General features: G+C 54.7%; 16 protein-coding genes. 8 read left to right on the top strand and 8 right to left on the bottom strand.

The window, feature by feature from the left end:
- Positions 1–151 precede the first annotated feature (151 nt).
- Positions 152–3,301, bottom strand: coding sequence for a beta-galactosidase, LacZ type (gene lacZ, locus QWI16_RS09640; protein ID WP_302712692.1), 3,150 nt, complete (start codon positions 3,299–3,301; stop codon positions 152–154).
- 299 nt (positions 3,302–3,600) lie between these two features.
- Between lacZ and trxC the strand changes: the two genes are divergently transcribed.
- A complete protein-coding gene (gene trxC / locus QWI16_RS09645; protein ID WP_302712693.1) occupies positions 3,601–4,029 on the top strand; it encodes a thioredoxin TrxC in 429 nt (142 codons plus the stop codon).
- A 4-nt stretch (positions 4,030–4,033) separates the two neighbouring features.
- A complete protein-coding gene (locus tag QWI16_RS09650) occupies positions 4,034–5,500 on the top strand; it encodes an exonuclease domain-containing protein (protein ID WP_302712694.1) in 1,467 nt (488 codons plus the stop codon).
- Here QWI16_RS09650 and QWI16_RS09655 read toward each other — a convergent pair.
- Positions 5,480–7,585: a DUF6242 domain-containing protein gene (locus QWI16_RS09655; protein WP_302712696.1), complete on the bottom strand. Its 2,106-nt coding sequence runs from the start codon at positions 7,583–7,585 to the stop codon at positions 5,480–5,482. The two genes, QWI16_RS09650 and QWI16_RS09655, sit on opposite strands and share 21 nt — an antisense overlap.
- Positions 7,586–7,891: 306 nt before the next feature.
- Between QWI16_RS09655 and QWI16_RS09660 the strand changes: the two genes are divergently transcribed.
- On the top strand, positions 7,892–10,351 hold the full coding sequence (locus QWI16_RS09660) for a glycoside hydrolase family 88 protein (protein ID WP_302712697.1): 2,460 nt from the start codon (positions 7,892–7,894) through the stop codon (positions 10,349–10,351).
- A 220-nt stretch (positions 10,352–10,571) separates the two neighbouring features.
- Here QWI16_RS09660 and QWI16_RS09665 read toward each other — a convergent pair whose 3' ends face one another.
- Positions 10,572–11,960, bottom strand: a complete 1,389-nt coding sequence (locus QWI16_RS09665) for a delta-60 repeat domain-containing protein (protein WP_302712698.1) — start codon at positions 11,958–11,960, stop codon at positions 10,572–10,574.
- A 441-nt stretch (positions 11,961–12,401) separates the two neighbouring features.
- Here QWI16_RS09665 and QWI16_RS09670 point away from each other — a divergent pair, with 441 nt between their 5' ends.
- Both QWI16_RS09670 and QWI16_RS09675 read left to right on the top strand, forming a co-directional pair.
- Complete coding sequence (locus tag QWI16_RS09670; RefSeq protein ID WP_302712699.1) at positions 12,402–14,990, top strand: glycoside hydrolase family 9 protein; 2,589 nt, start codon at positions 12,402–12,404, stop codon at positions 14,988–14,990.
- 344 nt (positions 14,991–15,334) lie between these two features.
- Complete coding sequence (locus QWI16_RS09675; RefSeq protein WP_302712701.1) at positions 15,335–16,567, top strand: DUF4382 domain-containing protein; 1,233 nt, start codon at positions 15,335–15,337, stop codon at positions 16,565–16,567.
- Positions 16,568–16,709: 142 nt separating this feature from the next.
- Here the strand turns inward: QWI16_RS09675 and QWI16_RS09680 are convergent, their stop codons facing one another.
- Positions 16,710–18,287 carry a carboxylesterase/lipase family protein gene (locus QWI16_RS09680; RefSeq protein WP_302712702.1) on the bottom strand — a complete coding sequence of 526 codons (1,578 nt, stop codon included), beginning with the start codon at positions 18,285–18,287 and terminating at the stop codon, positions 16,710–16,712.
- A gap of 22 nt (positions 18,288–18,309) precedes the next feature.
- Positions 18,310–19,206: a dienelactone hydrolase family protein gene (locus tag QWI16_RS09685; RefSeq protein ID WP_302712704.1), complete on the bottom strand. Its 897-nt coding sequence runs from the start codon at positions 19,204–19,206 to the stop codon at positions 18,310–18,312.
- Between the two features lie 349 nt (positions 19,207–19,555).
- Between QWI16_RS09685 and QWI16_RS09690 the strand changes: the two genes are divergently transcribed.
- Positions 19,556–21,016 (top strand): family 43 glycosylhydrolase, encoded by a 1,461-nt coding sequence (locus QWI16_RS09690; protein WP_302712706.1) that lies wholly within the window; start codon positions 19,556–19,558, stop codon positions 21,014–21,016.
- A gap of 91 nt (positions 21,017–21,107) precedes the next feature.
- On the opposite strand, the gene QWI16_RS09695 is transcribed toward QWI16_RS09690, so the two are convergent.
- From QWI16_RS09695 to QWI16_RS09705, 3 genes are all read right to left on the bottom strand, one after another.
- Positions 21,108–22,571, bottom strand: coding sequence for a catalase (locus QWI16_RS09695; protein ID WP_302712707.1), 1,464 nt, complete (start codon positions 22,569–22,571; stop codon positions 21,108–21,110).
- Positions 22,572–22,787: 216 nt separating this feature from the next.
- Complete coding sequence (locus QWI16_RS09700) at positions 22,788–23,054, bottom strand: hypothetical protein (protein WP_302712708.1); 267 nt, start codon at positions 23,052–23,054, stop codon at positions 22,788–22,790.
- 19 nt (positions 23,055–23,073) lie between these two features.
- Positions 23,074–23,589 (bottom strand): M23 family metallopeptidase, encoded by a 516-nt coding sequence (locus tag QWI16_RS09705; protein ID WP_302712709.1) that lies wholly within the window; start codon positions 23,587–23,589, stop codon positions 23,074–23,076.
- Positions 23,590–23,763: 174 nt separating this feature from the next.
- On the opposite strand from QWI16_RS09705, the gene QWI16_RS09710 reads away from it, so the two are divergent.
- Entirely contained in the window at positions 23,764–25,074 is a 1,311-nt protein-coding gene (locus QWI16_RS09710) for a DASH family cryptochrome (protein ID WP_302712710.1), read from the top strand.
- Positions 25,075–25,076: 2 nt separating this feature from the next.
- Entirely contained in the window at positions 25,077–26,633 is a 1,557-nt protein-coding gene (locus QWI16_RS09715; RefSeq protein WP_302712711.1) for a cryptochrome/photolyase family protein, read from the top strand.
- The last annotated feature ends 12 nt before the right edge of the window (positions 26,634–26,645 follow it).

Below are 26,645 nucleotides of genomic sequence, written 5' to 3' on the forward strand. Positions count from 1 at the left end.
TGCAATCCCGGTATCCGGGTATAAAACCATTATGCGTGTGAGCTGTGGCTTGGGGCAGCCATAAAACGGGAGAGTTCTTGCCTATTCGTCCGGGAGATTGTACGGATGAGCAAGAGTGCGCCCCCGATTTGAGCCGCGGGGCGCCGAGAGATTAGGGGCGCAGGGGCCGAAGCTGCAGCTTGAGCTGGTAATCCTGCTGCTTTTCAGGCAGCAGGCGGTAGGGTTCGTAAGGGGTGGCGCCCCAGCTGTTATCGCCGCCGACACCGCGCTGGCGCAGATCCAGGTTCAGCTCGGTTAACGGGCGCGGCGTAATATCGCTGGCGTGGCGGTTTGCCCCGACTTTCGGGTAATCGAAGTCCTCCACGGTGTTGTGATGGGCCGTAAAATCAAACTGCGGCTCACCGATCACCTCAAGGCCAACACCATCGGCGTTGCGGATCTCCAGCCAGCGTGTGTCGCTGCGGTTGCCGTTCTCCTGCGGGCGAATATAAGGCGTGTAAAAATCGGCGACGCTGGAGTGATAAATTCCCAAGTCGGCGGCGTATTTGCGGTCTTGATAGTTCTCCCAGGGGCCGCGCCCATACCAGCGTACCTGATCAAACCCTTTCGGGAGGTGCATTTGCAAACCAAAGCGCGGCATCTCGGGCAGTGTCTTGGCCAGCTCGGCAGAGTAAGTCACCTCTAGAGCGCCCTCCTCACCCACGCGATACACGATGCGCCCTTCACTGTTGAGCGTGGGAAAGTGCAGGTCAAAGGTCGCGGTGACAAAGTCGGACTCCTGCGTTAGTTCAAAGTGGCGGACCCGAGCGCGCTCCCCGGCGTTCTTATAAAAGGCGCCGGATTTTTCCCAAAGACGGTTGCCGTTATCCTTATCGGTCATAGCGCGCCAAAAATTCGGTACCAGCCCACTTTTAAGCAGCTTGGTCTCATCCACTTGGTAGCTGCTCAACCTTCCGGTGGTTGTATCAAAGCCTAAACGTGTACTACCGCTTGTTACCAGAAGTTGGGTGTCGCTTTGCTCTACGCTGAGCGATGACGCAGGATTGAGGGAATGTTCAGAGGGCGGCGCGCTCAATATAAACTGTTCGCTGGCCAGGGTGTGCCCGGCAGGCACCAGCCCTTGCGTTTCTTGCAGTATGAAAATAATGTTGACCACGTACTCTGCGTTTGGTTTGTACGCGTAACTGTTGAGTTTTTTGATGCTGATTTCTGTACTGCTTTGTGGCGAAGTGTCCAGCGTGGGTAGCTGTTCTTGTGCCACTGTGTGGCCGTCTTCGAGTAAGGCCCAGTGAACCGATACGTGACTCAAATCGCGAAAGAAGTGGCGGTTGAAGATGCGGTAGCGGTCAATATCAATTTTTTTGACGTCGATATTTTGATAAAGCTTTTTTACCTCAAACAGCACTGGATGAGGTTCACGATCGGCGCCGATCAATCCATTGGCTAGGTAGTTGCTTGCATTCGGGGTTCCCTCGGGTGCAAAGTCGCCACCATAGGCCAGGTACTGGTTGCCTTCATCGTCGGTTTTATACAGCCCCTGATCTACCCAATCCCAAATACTGCCGCCTTGTACCTGCGGGTGTTCATAGACAAAGTCCCAGAGCTCTTTTAAGTTGCCGCCGCTGTTGCCCATGGTGTGCGCGTATTCTACCCAGATGAAGGGTTGATCTGGGTAGTTGCCCAGGTATTGGTCGCGAATCTCTTCGCGATTGGCGTACATCCACCCCACCACATCCGTGAGCTTTTTCTTGTACCAGGAGGCTCGGGTTTCATACTGGACGATACGGTTATCATCCATCGATTTGGCCAGATTGTAGGCCGCCAGAATATTGGGGCCTGGGCCAATTTCGTTGCCGAGTGACCAGGAAATAATAGAAGGATGGTTTTTGTCACGAGCAATCATTCCGTGTACGCGGTCGAGAATAGCGGCTTTAAACTGGGGGTCATTTCCAAGCCCCTCTTGCTCAAAACCATAGCCGTGAGATTCAATGTTGGCCTCGTCGATGACGTACAAACCGTAGCGATCGCACAACTGATACCAATAGGGATCGTTGGGATAATGAGCCGCCCGCACCGTATTGATGTTGTTGCGTTTCATCAGCTCAATATCTTTGAGCATGCTGGCGCGATCCACGACTTGCCCGGTAGTAGGCACATGCTCGTGTCGGTTAACGCCTTTAATGATCACGGGCTTGCCATTGACCAGTAATAGGCCACCTTCAATGGCTACGTTGCGAAAACCGATGCCCTGACGCACCACCTGATTCTCGTCGCCCTCCTGACGCAAGGTCAACTCCAACTCATAGAGGTTGGGTACCTCAGCGGACCAAGCTTTTACGTTCTCAAGGGTTTGATGAAACCTCAGGCGCTTTTGCTCCCCGGCGCTAACCCTTGCGCTCTGCTCGGTTTGCCACACGGTTTCATCACCTTCATAGAGTGTTACCTCAAGCGTTAGATTGCGAGCTTGGCCAGCCGTGTTCGTCAGCTCGACGGCAAGATCGAGCTTTCCATCGCGATAGTCATTAATGAGTGAGGCGTCGGCGTGGAAATCCCAAAGCTGCGCCTTGGGCACCACTTGCAGAAAGACATCCCGTTGAATACCGCTCATGCGCCACATGTCCTGGTCTTCGAGATAGCTGCCATCGCTCCAGCGAAAAACCTGAACGGCCATGGTGTTTTTTCCCGGTTTTACAGCGTGTGTAATATCAAACTCCGCCGGCAGTTTGCCATCTTCGCTGTAGCCGATTTGTTCGCCGTTCACCCATAAGTAGAACGCGGATTTTACCGAGCCAAAGTGGACAATAATGCGTTTGTCTTGCCATTCGTCCGCTACATTGAACTCCCGCCGGTAGGAACCCACGGGATTGTACTCGGGAGCAAAAGGCTTGTTCTTGGGAAAGCCATACCCGTGGTTAAGGTAAATCGGATAATCGTAACCCTGCAGCTGCCAATTTGCGGGTACGGCTATCAGGGGCCAGTCTGACACATCAGTGTCGGGGTGATGAAAGTTCTTAGGCCGCTGGGCGGGTGTCTCAACAAAGTTAAAATGCCATTGACCGTTGAGCGAGTGATACTGGCCGGAAGCGCGATCGTCTCCCGCCCTCGCCTGCTCCGTGTTCGGATAAGAGGCAAAATGGGCGCGATCGGGCAGCGAGCCATGATCAAACACGGCGGGGTTTTCCCAGTCGTTTTGAGCCTGTTGGGGGCCTTGCGCCCTGGGGCTCTGCTGGCAAGCCGACAGCCACAGGGCGGAAACCAGTAAGAGGGGTATGGACTGACGAGCTGAAATGAGTCTGAACACGGGCCTAATTCCTGTTGTTGGGGCTTGATAACACATTGCTTAAAATGGCATCGCTACCGTTATTTCTTTGTTTTTCAGTAACTTGCTGAAGATGCACAAGCTAATTTTTATATATGAATATAATATAATACAATATTATTAATAGGTTTCGGGGTCAACTCATCTAGCACTTAGACATTGGCTATGTCTCGCGAAAGGCTGAGTGCTCTGAGCTTATTAATCGGCACCTAGCGGTCGGTTGACGCTCGCTTACGGAGCAGCGTGTACAATTGGAGCCTCACCTCAGCCAGGAGATTTCCATGAGCGCCATTCAAACGCTGTGCGCCCACTGCCTGACGCCCAATCGCGTGGCTCAGGAGCGACTTAACGACCACCCCAAGTGCGGTAAGTGCGCGAGCCCCCTGTTCAGCGGCCAGCCCATTGCGGCGGACGACAGCAGTTTTCAGCGCTGGCTGGATAAAGAGCAGCTGCCGCTGGTGGTGGATTTTTGGGCCGACTGGTGTGGCCCCTGTAAAGCCTTTGCCCCTGGGTTTGCCAAGGCGGCCAGCCTGGAGCCCGTGGCCCGGTTTATTAAGGTGGATACCGAGCGGGCTCGCGCCACCTCGGCCCAGTTTGGTATTCGCAGCATTCCGACACTGATGGTGTTTCACTCCGGTGACGTCGTTGCCCAGCAGGCCGGCGCCTTGCCCTACCCCGAGTTTGTAAAGTGGCTGAGCGGGGTACTTTAAGCCTGTGAGTGAAAATGTGTTTGAACCGCTGCGCCTGCCGGGTGTGGATGGGCCGCTGGCGGTTGTCGATATCGAAACCACCGGCGGCAGCGTGACGCGCGACCGCATCACCGAGATTGGCATTGTCGAGGTGGATGCTCAGGGCGTGCGCGAGTGGAGCACCTTAATCAACCCGCAAATGCCGATTCCGCGCAGCATTCAGGGTCTGACTGGTATTTCTGATGAGATGGTGGCGGAGGCACCGCTGTTTGCCCAGGTCGCCAAAGAAATTGTTCAGCGGCTGGAGGGCAAAACCTTTATCGCCCATAACGTGCGCTTTGACTATGGCTTTATCCGCAACGCCTTTGCCGATTTGGGTTTTACCCTGTCACTGGATCTCTTGTGCACGGTAAAACTCTCGCGTGCCCTTTACCCCGAGCACAAACGTCACGGCCTTGAGGCGATTATCCAGCGCTTTGGTATCGCTGCCGATAGCCGCCACCGCGCCCTGGCCGATGCCCGCGCGACCTATCAGTTTCTCTGCCTTGCGGCGCAAGATCGCCCGGCCGAGGCGGTTATGGCGGCGGTACAGGTGCAAACGCGCAGGCCGAGCTTACCGCCCGGTTTGGACCCTGCGATTTTGGACCAGCTGCCGGGCGGCCCCGGCGTCTATTATTTTTACGGCGAAAACAACAGCCTGCTATACGTGGGTAAAAGCGTGGACATTCGCAAGCGCGTGTTATCGCATTTTACCGGTGACCGGGTTAGCGCCAAAGCCATGAACCTGTGCCAGCAAATTCGCGATATACAGGCCGCGCCAACCACGGGCGAATTAAGTGCGTTATTGTTGGAGTCGCAAGAGATTAAACAAAAGCAGCCGCTGTTCAACCGCCGCTTGCGCCGCTTGAGTAGCCTCTATACTTTGCAGCTTGAGGAAGATGAACACGGGGTGTTGCGACCGGTGGTTGTCGATGCGCGCGAGGCCAGTCGCTCACGGCGCATGTACGGTCTGTTTCCGTCAAAAAAGAAAGCGCGGGAACTGCTGTTGGGCGTGGGTAAGACGGCGGGTTTGTGTGATCACGTGGTGGTGACTCCGGCGGCTTTGGGCAACGCCTGCATGAGCCGCCAGCTTAAACGCTGCAAAGGGCTATGCACGGGTGATTGGTCAGTGTTGCACCACAACACCGCATTAATGGATGCCCTTGCCGAGCAGGCATTGAAAGCCTGGCCCTACCCAGGACCGGTGGTATTGCTGGAGCGCAGCGGCGAAAAGGATTCTGCGCCCTACACCGCTTTCGTGCTGGACAACTGGTGTTTGTTGCACACCCAGAAAGGCGTGGGTGAGCCCGACTGGGACGAGCTTGGCACCACCGGCGATGAACCGGCGGTGTTGGATCGCGACATCTACCGCTATCTGGTCAAGGTCATGATGAAACCCGGCAAGGGCATTCGTATTCTGCCCTTACCGGACTCACTGACGCCGTTCCCATAAGAGGCCGGATAGATCCACTGGCGTGCGCCAGGAAACGGCGTCTTTTGATCGCCAGATAAAACTGCTGGCCGGGTTGTTGACGGCGTTGTTTGAGCCGGAAGGCAGGAGCCAGAGCTGATCTTTATAGCGGGCAATGCTGGGCGGACCTCCGCGGGTCAGGGGTGTAAGGGCGACTTCTTCCCACTGCAGACCATCGCTTGAGCGATAGTAATAGCGATCTAAATAGGAGTTTTGCCCGTCGCCTAAAAACAGGTAGAAAATGTCGTCGACTTGTGTGACGACACCGTCCCAAAGCTGCCCGAATGCGGCCTGCTCCACCTCTTGGTTCCACTCAATACCATCGGCGCTTACCCAGATATCAAAGAGCCTATTGTCGCTGCCACCCTCGCCGTAGCCGCCCGCTAAAAACAGCCGCTCGCCGTCGGTATACAAGGCGTATCCGCTGCGCTTACCAAAAGGCGCAATCGCGACTTGCTTGGTCCACTGCTCGCCATCGGCGCTGGACCAGACTTCTGGAGCATAGTTGCCAAAAGCGGTGCTTTGAACCGCCCACAGCTGATCTTGAAAGATCACCACTTTTCCTTCGTTACCAATGGGCGAGTATTCTTCTATCAGCTCCCAATCCGTGCCATTGGCCGAGCGCCAGATGTCTGAGCGCAATTGTATTCCGCCGCTGCTGTGAGCCTGCTCACCAGCGAACAGGTAGAGGTGGTCCTTGAACACGGTCATCTTATGAAACGCACGCGGGCCAAACGCCAGGCCGTCTTTTTCCAAGGTCCAGTTGACGCCATCGACAGAGGACCAGGCTTGGTCTCGGTAATCACCGATATTGTATTGGTCCATAACGCCGCCGAAGGCCCACAATTTGTCACTAAAGGCGATCAGCGCCACACCTTTTAACGCGGCAAAGGGCGTCGCAGAGGGTTCCACGCGAACAGTGCTTGAACGGTAGTCTTCGTTTTGTAACTGCACGTACGCGAGGGTGTCGAGTTGCGCGAGCGTATCGATATGGGGGGTGCTGGGCGCCTGGTAAAAAGCGTTTAGCCGGCCATCGCGGCACGAGCGGTAATTGTCGGCGTCGCAGCGAAAATAAGTGGAGCGAATCACCTCAATCGTACCGCGCTGGATCTCCCAGTGTATCGCGGTATCGGTGGCGGACAAGTCCATGGATAGCCCGCCAACGACATCAAAGGCCTCAAGCTCGTAGCTGGCCTGGGCGCTTTGGTAAAGCGCGTCGCCGGCTTTGGCCGCCGTGATTACTGCCGTGCCCGCACTGATGGCGCTCACGCTGCCGGTGGCGGCATTCACTTCGGCGACCTCGGGCGCGCTGGAGGTGAAGACAAGCTCCCCAGAGCCCGAGCCGCCACTGAGCGGATTTTCCGGCGCGTTTGTGGTGACCGCTGCTTCAAGAAGGCTCTGCTCGAAACTTAAAGGTTGTTGTAAATATTTTTCAATCTGCACGCGGAAACTGGTTTGCGCTTCGAGGTACTGCTCGTCTGCTGCCTTGTGAGCCAGAACTTCTGCGCTGCCCTCGCCTGCTACGGTAATCAGACCGGTTTGCGCATCCACGGTGATCACGCTAGCGTCAGATGAACTATAAGTCACCTCACCTGTGCCGCTGCCGCCGTTTAGGGGGTTGGTAAAAGGCTCGGCATCGATGTACACGCTTGTTTCATCGTCGCCGAACACAAGTGCCTCTTGTGGTGCGCGCACGACCTCTACCGCAACCCGTGTTTCGGCGCTGCGATACTGGCTGTCCGCCGCTTTTTCCACCAACACTTCGGCGCTGCCCACGGCCACGGGTGTGATTGTGCCGGCGTCATCGACGGTGATCACGGCCGTGTCGCTGGAGCTGTAGCTCAAGGCGCCGCTGCCCGAGCCGCCGCTTACCTCAAGGCTGTATGGCTCCTGGAACATCACCAGCTGCAGAGGGTTTTGCGCTGCAGAAAGTTCGGCTTGAGCTTGCGGTGTTGGCGCCGCAGAGCCTGAGCTTGAACCGCCGCCTCCGCCGCCGCAGGCCGTTAACAGAAAGGTGAGTAGAGTGATAACAAGCAAGTGACGGGAGCTGCCAAAAACTGAGGTCACGTGGAGACGTCCTTTTTCAAATTGTTGTTGTGGTAATTAATTGCAGAAAAACAGGTGGCGCATGTTATCGAATTACACCGGTGTTCACAATTTCTATCAACGCCTCTGTTAGCTAAGGGGTATGGCTATGCCTTTATCCCTTGCGGGTGCCAGTGGCCGAATCTCCTTTTTTTGGGCGCGAGAGCTTTGGGGTACGGCGGACTTGTGAATCATCTGCACAATAAGTAATATAATACTAATAAATTGCCTGATGCAGGTTTGGGCTGTCAGGCGCAAATAAGAACCTCCCCAACAAAAGGTTGCGATATGCGACAGCTGAAATTGCTTTGCCTGGTTTTCCTCCTCAGCGCCTGTACGTTAGCGCCTGACGAGCCACCCACTGCTGTGCCCGATGCCGAGTCTGTAAAGACGCTGACAAAAAAGGTTGCAGACTGGCAGATTGACCACTTTTACGAGCAGGGAAAGTATCGCGCCCTGCCCCGCGTGCCGCCGGATTGGATGAACCGCGAGCAGTACCACGATTTGGAGTGGCACCATGGGGCGCTTTACGCGGGCATGAATCAGTGGCGAAAAGTCGCGGACAATCCCGAGAAGTACACTGACTGGCTGATCGCCATTGGCGAGCGCAACGACTGGAAGCTCCACCACCGTCCCTACCACGCCGATGATCACACCGTGGGCCAGTTTTATCTGGCGCTCTACGAAGAATTCAACGATCCGGCCATGCTCGAGCCCACACGCGAGCAGTTTGACTGGATACTGGCCAACCCGAAAATCGGCACTCTGGACTGGGAAGCGGAAAACACTCACGCGCACGATCGCTGGGGCTGGAGTGACGCGCTGTTTATGGCGCCGCCCGTATGGGCACGGTTAGCAAAGGTGACCGGCGACCCGAAATATCTTGAGTTTATGGACCGCGAATACCACGCCACCTACGACTTGCTTTGGAGTGAAAAAGACCACTTGTTCTGGCGCGACTCCAGCTACTTTACCCAGAGTGAGAAAAACGGCGAGGATATCTTCTGGTCCCGCGGTAATGGCTGGGTGTTTGGCGGCCTGGCACTGATGATTCCCGACTTGCCGCCGCAGTGGGAAGGCCGGGCCTTTTACATCGATCTATACAAAAAAATGGCCGCTCGCCTGGTAGAGATTCAACGTGAAGACGGCACCTGGTCCATGGGGCTTTTGGGCGGCACCAAGGGGTATCCCATCAAGGAAACCAGCGGTACCTCCTTCTTTACTTTTGGTCTGGCTTGGGGGGTAAACCAGGGTATTCTCGATCGCGCCACTTACGAGCCCGTGATTCTTCGTGCCTGGCAGGCATTGTCAGCAGCAGTAACGGAACAAGGGCTTCTGGGGTATGTTCAGCCGGTCGGCGCCGCGCCGGGAGACTCCTTCCCGGACTACACCGAGGTCTACGGCATCGGGGCATTTCTCGCCGCCGGCAGTGAGCTGTACAAGCTATTGAGCGATCAGACAGAAATCGCGCCCCTAAGCGACATTAAGACGTTTATGTACAACAGCGGTTGGTGCTGGTTTCAGGACCCTCGCGCGATTATTCATAACGGTAAATTGCTGGTCGGCGGCGTAGCGGGCAATGGCCGCGGTGATGCGGCTGTCGGCGTCTACGACTTAGAAGCCGGCGCGCGTTTAGGCAGAACCACATTACACAATCACTTCGACCGGGACGATCATAACTCTCCGGTGTTTTATGCGCGCCCCGATGGTCGGGTGCTGGGCATGTACGCGCGCCACAGTACCGAAAACACCCATTACTATCGTCTGTCGAGCAGTGAAGATTATCTCAGCTGGGGCGAGGAGCTTACCCATCACTACGATGATGCCGTCACCTACATGAACCTCTACGCATTAGAAGACGGCAAGTTGTACAATTTTTATCGCGGTGTTGAGTGGAACCCCACTATGGTGACCTCTGACGATCACGGTACAAGTTGGGCAGAGGAGCAGCATTTTATTCAAAGTGAAGTCGAGGGGCGCCACCGCCCCTACGCCCGCTATGCGAGCAACGGCAATCACACCATTGGCATCGCGTTTACCGACGCGCATCCGCGCGACTACGGCACAAGCATTTACTACGCCGAGTTTCGCAACGGCAGCTTTTATACGGCGGACGGTGAATTCATAAAAAATCTGCAGGCTGACGGCCCACTGAAACCCTCTGAAGCTGAAAAAATATTTGCCGGTGGTCAGGGCGGCTTTCGCAGTGTGGATTTGAGCGCAGAGAAAAGTGCCTGGACCAGCGCCATCGCGTTTGACAGTGAGGGACAGCCCCATATCGCCTACTCGCTGTACTTGAGCAATGAGGACCAGCGCTATCGCATCGCCTCATGGAACGGTGCACGGTGGGTCGACCGCGAAGTAGCGCACGCCGGTACCCGGCTGTACGAGCGCGAGGCGAGCTACACGGGGTTGATCAGCCTCGACCCGACCGATCCGACACGGGTGGTGATTTCTACGGATGTAAACCCGGGCACTGGCGAGCCCCTTGGTGGTAAGCATCAAATCCTTATGGCGTCGGTTGGCGAGGCTGACTCAACTCAACGTATCGACTGGCAGCCATTAACCCATGATCCACAGCGCCATAATATCCGGCCGATGATTGTCGCCGACGCAGAACACACCGTTGTCCTCTGGTCCCGCGGTCAGTACCGCACCTATACCGATTACTATTTGGATACCGTGGGTGTTGTCCTCTCTAAAGTCCACTCAACTAAAGGCAAAGTTGCGTTGAGGAACGCGCTATAGAGTCTGTGCTGGAGATCTTAGGGTGGGTAGTTTGGAAAGTGACTATATACAGTTACCGGGTAAGCTGGTCCTGTCATCGGAGCTTGAAGCTTAGTGAAAAACCTGCAATTTATAGGCTGGTAAAACATCTTTAAACGCTGAGCTGCGCAGGTAAGCATTCGCTGAAAACTTGGTGTCAAGTCTATATTTTGAGATGACACCAAGTCTGTCTATTTTTTGATTAAATGCGTTTTCTACGAAGACCAAAACAACCGCCTAGAAGCAGCAGCGTTCCCATCAAAAGTATCGATACCAAAGAGCTGGCGGGTAAACTAACCGCTTCTGCGGCGGGAGGTGGCGGTGGGGCGCTGACCGCGGGCTCAAACCGTGCGGCGAACAAACCGTAGCGTGGGCCTGTGATAAAAAATTGACCTGCTGTCACAATTCGGTCAGAGCTGTCCAGCACCATGTCGTTAGACCAATCCTGTTGGCCTGTGCCGGTTTTATCCACATTGGCAATCCCTCCAGTAGCAAAATCGGTATTCAGAGTACCATCGGCATTAAAGCTCACAATGCCGGTATTACTGCCGGCATTCCCAGCAATCACAATTTCCCCGGTGGAGGTAACCTCAACTGCATAGGCCGAATCGAAGCCAGCGGAAATATCGACGATATGATAGCCCGTGCCGTTGAAGCTTGTATCTAGTGTGCCATCGGTATTAAAGCGCGCGGCATAAAACTGGGCGCCAGAACCTGGGTTGGCGTTGCCCGCAACTATAATGCGATTGCTTGAATCCACGGTCACCGAATCGGCGCGCGCATTGGTTCCCCCCAAGTTGATGGATAAATTACCACCCGAGCCAAAGGAACCATCTAGAGTACCATTGTCATTGAAGCGGGAAATCAATATAAAGTTATTGCCCTGACGCCCCGCGACAACAATTCTACCTGCGCTATCAATGACCATCGCTTCGGCATCGCCTGGCTGGGCAATCGCTTGACCGGTGCCAGCAAATGAGTTGTCCGGAGTTCCATCAAGGTTGTAGCGTACCACGGCCATGTTGCCATTAAGGTCACCAGCGGCCACTATTCGGCCAGCACTGTCAAAGGCAATGTCGTCACCTTCATCGTTGGCAGTACCTGAATCGATGGTAACGCGGCCGGTTCCGTTAAAAGCCGGATTCAGGTTTCCGCTAGAATCATACAGAGCGATGCCGAAATCGAGCACGCCAAATCGCAAGTTGACCCTGCCAGTCACCGCGATGTTGCCAGAGCCGTCAACGGCTACTCCGTAAGCGGTGTCGCCAAACCCTGAGAAATCATCGACAATAAAGCCATCGCCACCGCCGAAGGTAGGGTCTGGTAGGCCAGCGGAAGTGAAACGAGCGAGCATGAAGTCCGAACTGGCGAAATCAGCCGAGTTTCCCGCTACAATGATATTGCCACTGGAGTCAAGAGTCAGTGCATGCCCGTAGTCCTGAGTATTATCTGGTGCGGCATTGCTGGGCGTGTTGATAATTGAATAGCCGGTACCATTAAAGGTCGTGTCCAGATCCCCGGGGGCTGCCAGAACTGCCCCGGATATTATTGACAGGGCGTAAGCAACCCCAAGCGCTCTAAGTTGTTTCATTTATTCCCCCAATAAAAGTGCATACCAGCACAACTTCGCTGTTATTTAAGAGTTTTTAAACCTTTCGAGTTTGTAGAGTCAGTCCGCTTGACAATCGGGCAGTATAATGTCGAACAAAACGACACTGCGCAAGTGTGTAAAGCAGTGCTAACCATTATTAATTCACTGTCCCCACGATTCTCCCTGGATGTTATTCAATGTGCAGGCTTACATTTTAACGATAAAAATTTACAAAACCTGACAGCTTGAATGATTAGCTACATTCTCCACCGCCCTTTTAGCTATCAAGGTTCTGGGCTGGCTGAACAAGTCAGTCTGCGGGTATCGCTTATTCAAACGTTTTGCGCTATCGTATGCATCATATAGTCATAATGAATATATGGCATCGTCTATCATAAGACCTGCGCCAACCGAAAGCTCATATAACAATAGGAGTCAGCCATGCACACTCAATTTCTTTGGCGGCCGCTCGCCGCGGCTGTGGCGGGCGCAACCCTGCTTGCCGCTTGTGCCAACCAACCGCAAGGCAATACCCAGGCCGCCCTGCAGCTTAACGATAAGGAATATTTTGATTCAGCGGCGGTGGATGTGTTCGCCTTTTCCAGCAAGCCCGGCGGCTTGTTTTTTGACTCAAAGACCGCTGGCATAGAGATTGTCCAGCACGGCGAGCGCACCGCCACCAACGGTGATGTGCGTTTACTCCATACCCCGGAGCAGTGGGACGGTATGGGCCAGTTCGTGGAGCGCGACGTCGACCCTGAAACGGGCACCATCACCACCAGGCTCGCCTATCCGGAGCACGATTTCAGCTACAGCGTGAAAGCCACCGCCAGTGAAGATGGCGTTGTGGTTGGTGTTCACCTGGACAGCCCGCTACCCGAAGCGCTGGAGGGCCAGGCCGGTTTTAATATGGAGTTTGTGCCGGCGGAGTACTGGAGTTCAAGCTATCTTGTCGACGGCAAGCCCGGGCAGTTCCCCCGCTCTGCTTCTACCACCGACGGCATGATCATGAATGACCAAGGGCTGACGGAGCCCACCCCTTTTGCCACAGCGAAAACCCTGGTGCTGGCGCCAGAGAACCCCGAGCGGCGGGTGACCATACGCGAAACCCTGGGTGATGGCGAGCTGATGCTGTTTGATGGGCGCACCAAAGCGCAGAACGGTTGGTACGTGGTGCGCGATATGATCCCTGCCGACCGTACCGGCAAGGTGGTGGAGTGGACCATCGATATTAACGCCATTCCGGGCTGGGTGCGCGAGCCGGTGGTTGGTTATTCCCAGGTGGGCTACCACCCACAGCAGACCAAGCGCGCAGTAATTGAGTTGGACCCCAATGACACGGCGCAAGGGAGCGTTGAGCTTTTGAAAATTACCCCCAATGGCAAGACTCACGTTGTGCAATCAGGCAAGCCAGAGGCCTGGGGTGATTACCTGCGCTACCAGTACTTAACCTTTGATTTCTCTGGTGTGAGCGAGCCCGGTTTGTATCAACTGCGCTATGGCGATCAAACCACACGCGCCTTTCCCATTAACAGCGATGTGATTGCCAAGGCCTGGCAGCCGACGCTGGACTTTTTCTTTCCGGTGCAAATGGATCATATGCTGGTGCGCGAGGCCTATCGCGTCTGGCACGGGCTCTCGCATATGGATGACGCCCTGCAGGCACCACCCAACTACGAGCATTTTGATCTCTACGCCCACGACGACGCGCTGGACACCGAGTTTGAACCCTTTGAGCACATTGACGGGCTGAACTACGGCGGCTGGTACGATGCGGGCGATTATGACATCCGCACCCAATCGCAGTACCACACGGTTCAAGGGCTGGTGCACGCGGTGGAAGAGTTTGGTATCGAGCGGGACAACACGACCGTTGATCAGGCGAAAAAGTTTACCCAAATCAATCGGCCTGACGGCAAGCAGGACATACTGCAGCAAATTGAGCATGGCACCCTCGCGCTGATCGCTCAGCACCGTGTGTTCGGCCATGCCATACCCGGTATTGTCGCCGGCCGCCTCTACCAGTACCCGCACCTGGGCGATGGCTCGACGAAAACCGACAACATGATTTACGACCCGGCCATGGACCCTCATGCTGCTCAGCGGGGTGTGGGTAAAATGTACGAGCCATCCACAGTAGACCCGACGGCCAATGAAGACCTGATGCCAGATAACGGCAATCACAGCGGCCGCTTTGACGATCGCTGGGCGTTTACCTCCAACACCACTGCGCTTAACTACGGCTCGGCAGCAGCATTGGCCGCGGCCAGCCGTGTGCTCGGCCCGGTGAACGCCGAACTGGCCGACGAAAGCCTGGCGACCGCGAAAAAAGTCTGGGAATTTGAGGCCGGGCGCGAGCCCAACACTTACCGTTTTGGTAACACCACTGGCGGTAAAATTGAAGAAGAAAAACTCAAAGCCGCCGTCGAGCTGCTGATCGCTACCGAAGATCAGCGCTACGCTCAGGCTGTTAGTGAGCTTTTGGATCAGGTAAAAGAGGCGTTTTATGGCGAGAACGTCGCCATGCTCGTCGCCGCCCTACCCTATATGGACGATGGCTACGCCGAAACGCTTGAGCAGCTTGCGCGTGCCTACCGCGAGCGAGCCAAAGACTTCGAAAAGGAAAACCCCTACGGCGTGCCGATTACCCGTGGCGGTTGGGCCGGCAATGGCGCGGTCATGGGCTTTGGCATTACCAACTATTGGTTGCACAAAGCCTTCCCGGAGATTGTTGAAAAAGAGCTGGTCTATCGCAGTTTGAGTTATCTGTTCGGTACGCACCCGGACTCCAACTACTCCTTTGTGTCGGGCGTAGGCGCCGAGTCGCAAACGGCTGCCTACGGTGCCAACCGCGCGGATTTCTCCTACATTCCCGGCGGTGTGGTTCCCGGCATACTGGTGCTGCCGCCGGATCTTCCCGAAAACAAAAGCAACTGGCCGTTCTTCTGGGGGCAGAATGAGTATGTGATCCCTATGGGCAGTCGCTACTTGTTTTTAACTCACGCGGCCCAGACGCTTTTGCAAAACTGATTGAGGCAAAGCGACAATATTCGGGTCGGCGCCCCTTTGTGGTGCCGACCTGTTCGCTGCCAATTCATCTGATTCCCCGCAGGCGAGCTTGGCCACAAGCTTGCAGATCCAGGTTCCCGCTTCCTTAAATTTCAACGTAGGTATTCTTAGCGTTGGTGTATCAGCTATTCCCTATTTTTTATTTATTCGTCGTTTTATGTCTCGATGATATAAGGGTTTGTGACGAGTGTCCCAATAGATTCGGTTAAGCGTATATCGTCGGCGAAAACGTGAAATAGGCGACCTGTCGCTAGAATCCTTTTGATTAAAATAACCGCTTTAAAGACAAGCATAAGAGGATAGCCATGAAAACCACTTTGAGTATGTTCTTAACCACGTCTTTGGCGTTGACTGCCTGTGGCGGAGGGGGATCGTCTTCCAGTGGTGGTGACAATCTCGGGGCGCATACGGGAGATACCAATACTGAGCAGGTGCACCCTATCGCGGAAACCGGGCTGGCTACACCGAGCACTCAAGCGGTGGTGGTTCCTGCTGCAGGCGATGCACTTAAGTCGGGTACCGCGCAGTTGCGCGTTCACCTGACCGATGCTCCTAACCCGGCTATTGACTCTGCCGTTGTCACCATTGATGCCATTTCTGTTCATGCTACAGGTGAGGCACCTTTCAACGTTTTGAACGCGCCACGCACCCTCGATTTGCTGGATTACCAAAATGGTTTAACCACTTTGATGGGGGAGCTGGAATTGCCGGCTGGTAAATACACCCAGCTAAGGCTGTCTGTTACCGATGGTACTGTGCTAAGTGAAGGGTCGGAATACGATGTGTTCGTTCCCAGTGGCAGCGTGAAAGTCAATCGGCCCTTTGATATTTGTGCCGGTGGTGAAGTGGATTTGGTGTTTGATTTCGATGCCTTGAAGTCATTGAAATATAACAAGGGCAAAGACGAATTTATGCTCAAGCCTGTGGTGAAAATCGCCAGTGTTGAGTCGTCGTGTCCAGATGTTGAGGAGGTAGACGAGGGTGAAGGTGTAGAAGAGCCTACCGTTTATGAGGGCCCAACCGGTTGGATTGCCTTTGAGCTTCCTCCTGTAGAGACTGAACTGTTTACGACATTAACCACGCAACTGGACGACGTTCGAGTTCATGATCAGGGGCTGGGACAGATCAGTGTACTTGCCGAATCTTACGATATTAATTTACTGGAAGCGGATCGCCAGATGATCAATGAAGATACCGGTGAAGTGAGCAAAACTTTGTTTATACCCCCAGTAGCAGTTCCGGTCGGCACCCTCGACCAGGTTCGTTTGCTTTTGCAACCCATTGTTGCTACTAACGCCGAGGGAAAAACCTTGAGTTTTTCTGTGCCGGAAGAGGCCGATGTTGATCAGGAAGGTCTGAAATTTTTTGATGAAATCAAGGTTTGCGAGGGCGCTCTTACTGTTGTTCGCTGGGATTACGTCTTTGACAGCACACAAGTTAACTTTGATTCCGGTGAAACAGATATCAACATTCACCCGGTCGTCCAGTCTGTGAACGTCACCGAAGAATGTGTAGCTTATGAGCCGCCGTCTACTTGAAAGCTATTGCGTAACAGAAGTCTAGGAAAGCTTAGAAAAGCCGACACCAAGAAATGGTGTCGGCTTTTTCTTTGAGCACTTGTCCTTTAGAGAATGATTCGTCGTTTGGTGGGTGCTCATCTTCAATCAGAAGCAGCTGCGACTACTGATTTGCCCAGGCCTCGCCTTCGGCCGTGCGGCGCCACTCAAAGTATTCATCCAACACCAGCAGGGCCTCTCTATCGGGTACGGGGCCTAGTTTCGGCGTTTGCTGAAAATACATGACGGTGGATGAGCCCGGCTTAAACTCAGGCCACTTGGGCAGGCCCTTGCCGTTGGGGTTTCCGTGCTTGGCGAAATTGGTCCAGTAGCTGGCCATGGCCTCGGAAATCCTCGCGTCTGAGGCCATGGCCTCTTCTCTATTCGGGTCAACGCGTTGGAATACATAGGCGATCTCCTGCCCGTGATTGGCACCGTGGTCATGTCGCGGTGAGCCTTCCGGGAAGGACGGTGCCTGATCAAAATAGTAAAGATACGCAGGGGCCGCGCTGTCATTTGCCTGCAGCCGTGCCCAGCTCCAGGTATGCCAGCCAAAGGCCGCATCGCGGATCAGATTGCGTGACTGGCGATTGACCTCCGTGTCGCTGATGCCGTAGGCCGCCATTAACGGTTCGGCAAACTTCCCGAAGCGCGTTTTCAAGCCTTCCGTAAAGGGCTCGGGGTCGCTGTCTCTGACAAACATAAGCGCTTCATCGGAGTTATAGCCCACCAATACCGGAACCTTGTTGTAGCGACCTTGTTGGTAGAGCTTGTGCTGATCATCAGGAATAACGTGCCCGTCAAAAATGGGCCAGCCACCGGGCATAGACCAGCCCTTGGGAATAAACGCTTCGGCGTCTAACTCTCGCAGCTCATCAATGGATGAAGCGCCGAACGTTTTCACATAGTCAATGCCTTCGGCCTCAGCCTGTGCCAGAGTGATCATGTTTTCGCCGGGGTAATTGATTTTTCTCGAAGGACCAAATGAGCCGCCACTTTGCGAAATGGCACCGTGAAAAAGCCCTTCGGCCAGAGGTGATGCAGCGAGCATGCTCACGGAGATGCCGCCCGCCGACTCACCAAAAATCGTCACTCTATTCGGGTCCCCGCCAAAGGCTTGGATGTTGTCCTGAATCCACTGCAATCCGGCGATCTGATCCAGCAGCCCGTAGTTGCCCGAGACTTTATTCGGACTTTCAGCGCTTAACGCCGGGTGGGCGAGAAAGCCCAGTTGTCCTACCCGGTAGGCAATGGAAACAAGTACGACGCCTTTGTTGGCCAGGTGAGTACCATCGGTTAAGGCGTCGGCGGTGGTGCCGAAACTGAAGCCTCCGCCGTATATCCAGACCAGCACAGGCAGTTTGTCCGCCGGCGTTTTTGCCGGCGTCCAGATGTTCAGGTAGAGACTGTCTTCGCTCTTGCCCGCGGGCGGCTCACCGCCTTGTATGGGAGACGGAGCGTATTCCAATGCGTTGCGAACGCCTGTCCATTTTTCGGGTGGTTGTGGCGCTTTCCAGCGAAGCTCCCCTACAGGCGGCTTGGCAAAGGGCACGCCTTTAAAGACCGTGAGCTCGTCCTCCTTTTTACCCTGCAAATCACCTTGGGCTACAGTCACCCGCTGCATATCATGCGCCAGTACCTGCGCCGAGAGTAAACAGCACAACATTAGTGGCAAAAGCGTTAGAGTTTGAAAGCGTTTCATCGTGCCGTCTCCGTGGGGCTTATTAGGGTAGAACGTGGCTGGCAACACTTTTTGCCTTCAGCTCCCAGTCAGGAAAAGCTTCTGGCTTGTGTTCGGCGAATACGGACTTGAATTGTTTACGGTCTTTTAAATGCCAATCCAGCCACATAAGCGCAAGCGCGGCAAAGGAGCCGCCATAGGCCTGCTCGAAGGTGCCGGAGTGGCCCGCCGTGAGGTGATTGGCGAAAACAACTGGCACATGCTCAATTCTTTGATAATCCAACTGGGCGTTCGCCGTGGCCACATCGGTCTCGCCACCGAGCAAATAGAGGATGGGGGCGTGCAAGTCGCTTAAAGAGCGTCGCGAAGCCTCCGCCATTGTCATATCGCCAATACCTGAATTGAACATCAGGTAGGTGGTAAAGCGCGGCTCCGAGGCCGTTGCCAGTACTTGCGCGCCGCCGCAGCTCTGCCCAGCGGAGGCAATGCGATCCAAGGCTACTTTATGGTGAAACTCACTTTGCTCAGACGCCGATTGTATGGCAAGCCAGTCAACAGCTCTAATCATCATGGCGTTGTCGGCTTTTTCAAGTTGACGATCATCCAGGCGCCGCTGCATGGCGCCAAGTGCTATAACAAGATACCCGTGAGAAGCGATTTCCGAGAGCATTCGCTCGAAAGGGAAAGAAGTGTCATTGCAGCCGCCATTGGCAAAGACGATAGCCGGCAGAGGGCCCTCGGCTTTTACGGCCTGCGCTAAATTCACAGGGCGATAAACCACATAGCCGGGCAGTGATTCCTGTGTCGCCGCTATTGCTTTATAGGTTCCGCTGCCGCCCTCGTCGAGTACCTTTTGCTCGATGACACCAGCGAAAGTAGCGCCGCATAGAAGCAATAGTGTGAATGGCGCAAGGACTCTAAGATTGGGAATTATTGTCATTATTCGGCGTCCGGTTCGGCGTGGCACATTATTGTAATATAATACTTTTTCTTGTGCTGAAACTCAAAAATATTGTCGGTAAAGATGTTGCTTGGTTCGGTTTCTTGGTTCGCCTGAATCCCTCTGATTTGCATGATTCCGAGTGGATTCTCGCTCACGTATAACGAAAACACTCAATTAATGCCCTCCAGTTATTAAAAATTGATATTTCTGAAGGCAAAAAAGCCGATTGGTCGCATATTTATCGGATGATTTATATTGTACGATAATAATACCTATATTGGATAGGTTGTGATCACGCTTTAGGTAGTGCGTGCTCCCGATACAATAATCAATGACGGAGAGTACAATGAAAATAATGATTTATGTGTCAAAGACACTGGTTATCTGCTTCTCGCTTCTGGTTACCCTGCATGTTCATGCGCTCAGTTTAAACGGAACCACTGATATTCATGATCCTTCAACGATTGTTAAGGATGGTGATACCTATTGGACTTTTGGAACGGGCGCTGGCGCTTCCAACTTTCCTCTCAATGCCCTCTATTCCACGGATCTGGTGAATTGGACACGGGGCCCCTCCCCGGTTCCACCCAACACCTATCCCAGTTGGATCAACAATAAGGTCCCGGGTTTTGATGGCAATTTCTGGGCGCCGGATATTATCGAAATGAACGGTCGCTATTACCTTTACTACTCGGCTTTCTCCGATGCCACCGGCATGAAGTCCGCGATTGGGGTGATGGTGACTGACTCGCTGAACAATCCCAACTGGCAGGATCTGGGGATGGTGGTATCCACTGTCGATGAGCCCTACTCCGGTGGTCAGCCGGTCAATGCGATCGATGCGGGACTGTTTCGCGACGCCAACAATAATGTATGGATGGTGTATGGCTCGCATTACGCGGGTATTTATATGCGTCAAATCAATCCGGCAACAGGGCATTTGCTCAATGGCAATCGCTACCCCGTTGTGGGCAATAATGGCGCCTGGCACGAGTTTGAGGCCGCCCAGGTTCAGTACATGAATGGCTACTACTATATGTTTGCCAATCTGGGGGACTGCTGTGCGGGTAATGCCAGCAACTACTATGTGGTGATGGGTCGCTCCACCAGCCCCACCGGCCCCTACCGCGATAGAGGCGGCGTTGATATGTGGAACTACGGCGGCAGTACCGTGCTCGCCACTGAGGGGATCTATATCGGCCCTGGCCACTTTGGTTATCTGAACAACTACGGTCAGAATCTGGCGACCTTTCACTACTATGACGGGACGACAGCGAATGGTTGGCCTGCGCGATTGGATATTATGCAAATCAATTTTTCCAACGGCTGGCCAAGCTTTACCCGTAACTTTTCTCTGGTGGATGAGCCGAACGGGGTTCTGCCAAACGGAAGGGTTTCTTTCTCATCGGTTCACAGCGGTAAGCTGCTTGAAGTTGCCTCAGGCAGTCACGACGATGGTGCCAATGTCGTTCAGTGGGAAGACAACGGCAGTGCAAACCAGCAGTGGGATATTGTCAACCTGAATAACGGCTACTACTCTATTCGCGCGGCGCACAGCGGTAAATCCTTGGACGTGTACGAATGGAGTACCGAAGACGGTGGTGAGATTCGTCAGTGGGCGTACCTTGGCGGTGAAAACCAACAGTGGCAAATTGTCGATGAAGGCAACGGCAATTACGGCATCATTTCTCGATTCAGCGGTAAAGCGCTGGATGTGTTCGAGTTTAGCACTGCAGACGGCGGTGATATTCGCCAGTGGGAATACTGGGCCGGTGCGCCGCAATTATGGCGGGTTGAGTATCAGTAGTCACATGCTCCCCAAATACCCGTTGTAAACCAACGCAAGCCGGCCCTCAGAGGCCGGCTTTTTTATCCAAAGAACATCCGATGCGTTTGGCTCACGATTTTTTCAGCTGTTCGCGCACGGATTTTTCAATACGCTCGCCGATACTCCGGTCGATGTTTTTCCAGTACTCAAAGGCTCGCTCAAGGATGGGCTCGGAGACGCCGTCGCATAGGTGGCCAGTGACGTTGTTGACCAGTCGCTCACGGGCGTCATCGTCCATGACGTCGTTGATCAGCGCACGAGGCTGGGCATAGTCGTCGTCATCGCGGTGTTTGGTGTAGGCCTCGCGGACCATATCGCCACTGGCGCCAAAGGTTTCCATATTGGGCGCGCGCTCGGGATCGGCGTGGGGGCCGCCCTTGGAATTGGGTGCGTAAACCGGATCGCTGACGTTTTCGGTGCGCATGGCGCCGTCTTTGGTGTAGCTGTGCACAGGGCACTGCGGCTTGTTGACGGGGATCTGTTTGTAGTTCACACCCAAGCGCGCGCGATGAGCGTCGGCGTAGGCAAACATACGGCCCAGCAGCATTTTGTCGGGGCTTACGCCTACACCAGGCACCATATTGTTGGGTTCAAACGCGGCCTGTTCAATTTCGGTGTGGTGGTCCGTGGGGTTGTGGTTGAGCGTCAGCTTGCCCACTTCCATCAGCGGGTAGTCGCCGTGGGGCCAGACCTTGGTTAAATCGAAGGGGTTAAAGCGATAGGTCTCGGCGTCTTTAAACGGCATAATTTGCATGCAGAGCGTCCAGCTCGGGTGGTCGCCCTTGGCAATGGCGTTGAACAAGTCGCGAGTGTGGTAATCGCCGTCCATGCCGGCCATTTTGTCGGCTTCCTCCTGGGTCATACACTCCACGCCCTGATCCGATTTGAAGTGGTACTTAACCCAGAATTTTTCACCCTCGGCGTTCACCCACATGTAGGTGTGTGACGAATAACCGTTCATGTGGCGCCAGTTGCGCGGGATACCGCGGTCGCCCATCAACCAGGTGACCTGATGCGCCGACTCTGGTGACAACGTCCAAAAATCCCACTGCATGTCGTGGTCGCGCAGGTTGTTGTCGGCCCGGCGCTTTTGCGAGCGGATAAAGTGCTGAAACTTCATGGGGTCGCGAATAAAAAATACGGGTGTGTTGTTACCCACCAGATCGTAGTTGCCCTCACTGGTGTAGAACTTCACTGAAAAGCCGCGCGGATCGCGCCAGGTGTCGGGGCTGCCGCGCTCACCGGCCACGGTTGAAAAACGCATCAACACATCGGTTTTGGTGCCCGGCTGAAACACGGCCGCCTTGGTATAGGCGCTGACATCATGGGTGACCTCAAAGTGGCCGAAGGCGCCGCTGCCCTTGGCGTGAGGTTGGCGCTCGGGAATGCGCTCTCTGTTAAAGCTGGCCATCTGTTCCACCAGCTGGTGGTCGTGCATCACAATCGGCCCATCCGGCCCAACGGTGAGGGAATGTTCATCGCTGTTTACGGGAATACCGGCATCGGTGGTGGTGTACTTGTCGGACTTACTCATTGTCTTCTCCTCGTCTGGGGCACTGGCCAATCACGCAGCACAGGGCAAGATTTACACCCAGGTGTAAAACTTGCCCTGTGCAAAGAACAAAAAGGCCGCTCAGGCCTCTGTGTGACGAGGGTATCGCAAGAGTTATTCCACAAAGGCGTTGGTCGATGCCCGAGGCGGGAGAAGAGAGCCTCTATCCGGACCTTCGTATTCGGCGCATTAGAAGACTCAATGAGTCATTGTCCACATCAGTGACCCTGTGACCGCGATGACAAAAAGAGACAAAATGGTCAGGGTCACTTTGGCGACAATATGATTCGACACGGTAAAACCCGCCGCTAACAGCCCCAGGGGAAAGCCGGCAAAGACGATTAGCTCCCCTACCGAGGGCAAACTGCTAGAGGGCGTCAAAGGCGCGACCAGGCCAATACCAAACCACATCATCGATAAAAGAATAAGTAGACTTACAATCAAGCCCCTCAGAGTGTTTTCCATGCTTTGCGTGCAAGCTCTTTTACTGCGTCAGGTATGTGATCGGATTGATGAAAAATGCTTTTTTGTATCCTTGAGTGGAGTTGTCCATCGCCCAGAGCCTGGGAAGGAGGCTCACGATGGAGTAATGCAGGTGCGCCTGTTTGCCTTTGGCATTACCGCTGTCGCCCACGGCGCCGAGTACTGTACCCGCTGGCACAATGCGACCAGCGCCCTCTTCTATCTGATCGAGGTGCGCAAAATAGTGTAGCCGCCACTTGGGCCCGAGAGCCACGATCACCTTCCCGCCCTTGCCGAACTGTCCGCGATAAACCACTAGTACATTGGTTGGGGCAATTACATCGGCGCCTTTGCGGGCGAAGATGTCGATGCCTTTGTGCACCCCGGAGCTGCCCCAGGGCTCGTACCAGAAAGTGTCTTTATTCCAGTCGGCCTCGGTGGCGCCAGAGACGGGAATTACACGCGGCTCAGGGATCGCGTAGCCGCCGCCGAGCACCATAGCCGCCAATGCCACTACGAGATAACGTTTTTTGATCATGAGAGCGTCCTGCGGGCTACTGGAGTTTCCGTGTCACAACCATTAAATCTAGTGGCCTGGGCGCAAGAGATCAAGCGCTACCAGGTCGTTTGAGAGTATTTGGCTTGCCTGGCGATCTTTTTGGCCGGTTTTGGCGTATAGCTGGGCTGAACCTGAATATATCTGCTGGTTACTATGTCTTCCATTGGCCTGTTTATCTTTGATCACGATTGCCGCTTGCTGGACAACCCCGCACTGGCGAGCTTTAGCGCACAAGTCGATAAGCTGATTTGCCTGTATTGTCTGCGCCCGCAAGACGCTTTTAGCAGGCACTACAGTCAAACGTCAGCCAGTGGCGCGCAACTCGGGTATCTTAAACAAACCCTGATTGAGCTTAACCAGGGTTTGACGGCGCTCAATCAGTGTCTGCGAGTGGAATCGGGTGATCTGGTCGCCGTAGTCGGCCGCTACATCAAAGACCATCGCATCAGCCATATTGGCCGCAGTGTTCCCGCCGGTGTCTATGAGCAGGCCCAGTGGCAAGCATTGCAGAAGGCGTTTCCGCGGCAGCAATTTTTTGCCGGCGATAGCAGCAGCCTCTTTACCCTTACGGATTTACCTTTTGCCCTGAATGATTTGCCCGCCAGCTTTACCCCGGCGCGCAAACGCTTTGAAACCCTGGAGGTTGCGCCTGCGCAAATCGCGGTGCCCAACTTGCCCGGCGCACCGCAAACGCCGGTAACCCCTTGGCCTGAAGCGCTGATGGCCGCCGACAACAGCTACTATTCAGGTGGTGAAACCAGTGCCCGGCAGCATTTAGCGCGCTACTTCTCCAGCCGAGCGCCCAGTGATTACAAAGCGACGCGTAATGCCCTGATGGGCGAAAGCTTTTCCACGCAGCTGTCTGGCTACCTCGCCCATGGCGCCCTCAGCCCTCGCCAGATAGTGGCGGCACTGAAAGTCTACGAAGCCGAGCACGGTGCCAACGAGTCCACTTATTGGATTTACTTTGAGCTGCTCTGGCGCGAGTATTTTTACTGGAGCGCCAGAGCCCGCGGAGCCCGGCTGTTTGCATTTGATGGCGGCACCGGCAAGGCGCCCAACACCAGCTTCTACCCGAGCCGTTTCAAACAATGGTGCCAGGGCAGCACGCCCTACCCTTTGGTCAATGCGCTGATGCACGAGCTAAACGCCACTGGCTGGATGTCTAACCGCGGCCGGCAGATTGCCGCCAGCTGCCTGGTTAATGAGCTAGCGCTGGATTGGCGCTATGGCGCGGCCTATTTCGAGCAGCGACTGATTGACTACGACGTCGCCAGTAACTGGGGCAACTGGCAGTACATTGCCGGCGTGGGCGCCGACCCACGCGGCGGTCGGCACTTTAACCTGGAAAAACAAGCCGAGCAGTATGACCCGGGCGGCGACTACGTAAACCGCTGGTCTGGCAGGGCCCAGTGTCAGCCACTGGACAGCGTGGATATGGTGGATTGGCCTTTAGGAGATTAGCCTTGTTTAAGCCGCGTTATTCCACACTTCGGCTGATACTGGGGGATCAGCTCAACGCCCTGCACTCCTGGTTCAGTGGCGATAAAGACGATGTGCTTTATGTGATCGCCGAGCTGCGCCAGGAAACCGATTATGTCCCGCATCACCTGCAAAAGGTCTGTGGTTTTTTTGCCGCGATGGAACACTTTGCCCATGCCCTGCAGAAGGCCGGCTTTCATGTGCTGCACTTAACCCTGGACGACACCGAGCAGGACGACAGTTTACCGGCGTTGCTGGCGCGCCTGTGCCGCGAATACAGGTGCAGCGAGATTGAATATCAACGGCCCGACGAGTACCGCCTGGCAAAGCAGCTGGCCGGGATGGAGATTGAAGCAACAAGCGTAAAATGCGTAGACACTGAGCACTTCCTGCTGCCTTTTGATGAGCTTGAGCAGTACTTTACCGCCAACAAGCACCTCACCATGGAGCACTTTTACCGGCAAATGCGCCGCCGGTTTAACCTGCTTATGGAAAACGACAAGCCCGTTGGCGGGCAGTGGAATTTTGATGCGGCGAATCGCGGCAAGTTAAAGCCGGCGGATCTTAAAGAAATTCCCGCGCCGCTGCTGTTTGAGACGGACATCAGCGCGATTAGAGCGCGGCTTGAGCGTCACAAAGTGCGCACCATTGGTGAGCTTTCCGAGCCGTTTATCTGGCCGGTGACGCGCGCGCAAGCCAAGCAGTTGCTGAGCTACTTTTGCCAACACCTGCTGCCCCACTTTGGCCGCTTTCAGGACGCCATGACCGCCCATTCGCCGCACGGCTGGAGCCTGTACCACAGCCGCTTGTCTTTTGCTCTCAACACCAAGATGCTGCACCCGAAGCAGGTAATCGACGCGGCCATCAACGCCTATGAAACCTCCAATGGTGCTATTGATATTGCCCAAATTGAAGGGTTTGTGCGGCAGATACTCGGCTGGCGCGAATATGTTCGCGGGGTCTACTGGGTCAATATGCCCGAGTACAAGCAGTACAACACCCTAAAGGCATCGCGTCCCCTACCCGGCTATTTCTGGAACGGCAAAACCCGTATGCGCTGCCTGGAGCACGCCATCGGCCAGAGTTTAACCTCCGCCTATGCGCACCACATTCAGCGCTTGATGGTTACGGGAAACTTTTGCCTGATTACCGGTATCGATCCGGATGAGGTCGACCAGTGGTACCTGGGCATTTATATCGATGCGCTGGAATGGGTAGAGCTGCCCAACACGCGTGGTATGACGCAGTTCGCTGACCAGGGTATTGTCGCCACCAAACCCTATGCCGCCAGCGGTAATTACATTCAGAAAATGAGCGATTACTGCTCAGGATGCCACTACAGAGTTAAAGAAAAAACCACCGAAGACGCCTGCCCGCTTAACAGCTTGTACTGGGGATTTATGCACCAGCATCGCGACAGGCTTGAAAACAACCCGCGCATCGGCATGGTCTACCGCAACTGGGACAAGCAATCCCGCGAGATGCGGGACGCTACTTTGGCGCGGGCCGAGTGCTGTTTGGACCACATTGAAGAGCTGTAAACCGGCAGACAT

This window comes from Gilvimarinus algae (genome assembly GCF_030518215.1).
Classification (GTDB): Bacteria; Pseudomonadota; Gammaproteobacteria; order Pseudomonadales; family Cellvibrionaceae; genus Gilvimarinus; species Gilvimarinus algae.

What these genes read in the sequence shown, in the direction of transcription:
- trxC (WP_302712693.1), top strand. Translation starts at nt 3,601, where the DNA reads ATGAGCGCCATTCAAACGCTGTGCGCCCACTGCCTGACGCCCAATCGC.
- QWI16_RS09660 (WP_302712697.1), top strand. Translation starts at nt 7,892, where the DNA reads ATGCGACAGCTGAAATTGCTTTGCCTGGTTTTCCTCCTCAGCGCCTGT.
- QWI16_RS09665 (WP_302712698.1), bottom strand. Translation starts at nt 11,960, where the DNA reads ATGAAACAACTTAGAGCGCTTGGGGTTGCTTACGCCCTGTCAATAATA.
- QWI16_RS09670 (WP_302712699.1), top strand. Translation starts at nt 12,402, where the DNA reads ATGCACACTCAATTTCTTTGGCGGCCGCTCGCCGCGGCTGTGGCGGGC.
- QWI16_RS09675 (WP_302712701.1), top strand. Translation starts at nt 15,335, where the DNA reads ATGAAAACCACTTTGAGTATGTTCTTAACCACGTCTTTGGCGTTGACT.
- QWI16_RS09680 (WP_302712702.1), bottom strand. Translation starts at nt 18,287, where the DNA reads ATGAAACGCTTTCAAACTCTAACGCTTTTGCCACTAATGTTGTGCTGT.
- QWI16_RS09685 (WP_302712704.1), bottom strand. Translation starts at nt 19,206, where the DNA reads ATGACAATAATTCCCAATCTTAGAGTCCTTGCGCCATTCACACTATTG.
- QWI16_RS09690 (WP_302712706.1), top strand. Translation starts at nt 19,556, where the DNA reads ATGAAAATAATGATTTATGTGTCAAAGACACTGGTTATCTGCTTCTCG.
- QWI16_RS09695 (WP_302712707.1), bottom strand. Translation starts at nt 22,571, where the DNA reads ATGAGTAAGTCCGACAAGTACACCACCACCGATGCCGGTATTCCCGTA.
- QWI16_RS09700 (WP_302712708.1), bottom strand. Translation starts at nt 23,054, where the DNA reads ATGGAAAACACTCTGAGGGGCTTGATTGTAAGTCTACTTATTCTTTTA.
- QWI16_RS09705 (WP_302712709.1), bottom strand. Translation starts at nt 23,589, where the DNA reads ATGATCAAAAAACGTTATCTCGTAGTGGCATTGGCGGCTATGGTGCTC.
- QWI16_RS09710 (WP_302712710.1), top strand. Translation starts at nt 23,764, where the DNA reads ATGTCTTCCATTGGCCTGTTTATCTTTGATCACGATTGCCGCTTGCTG.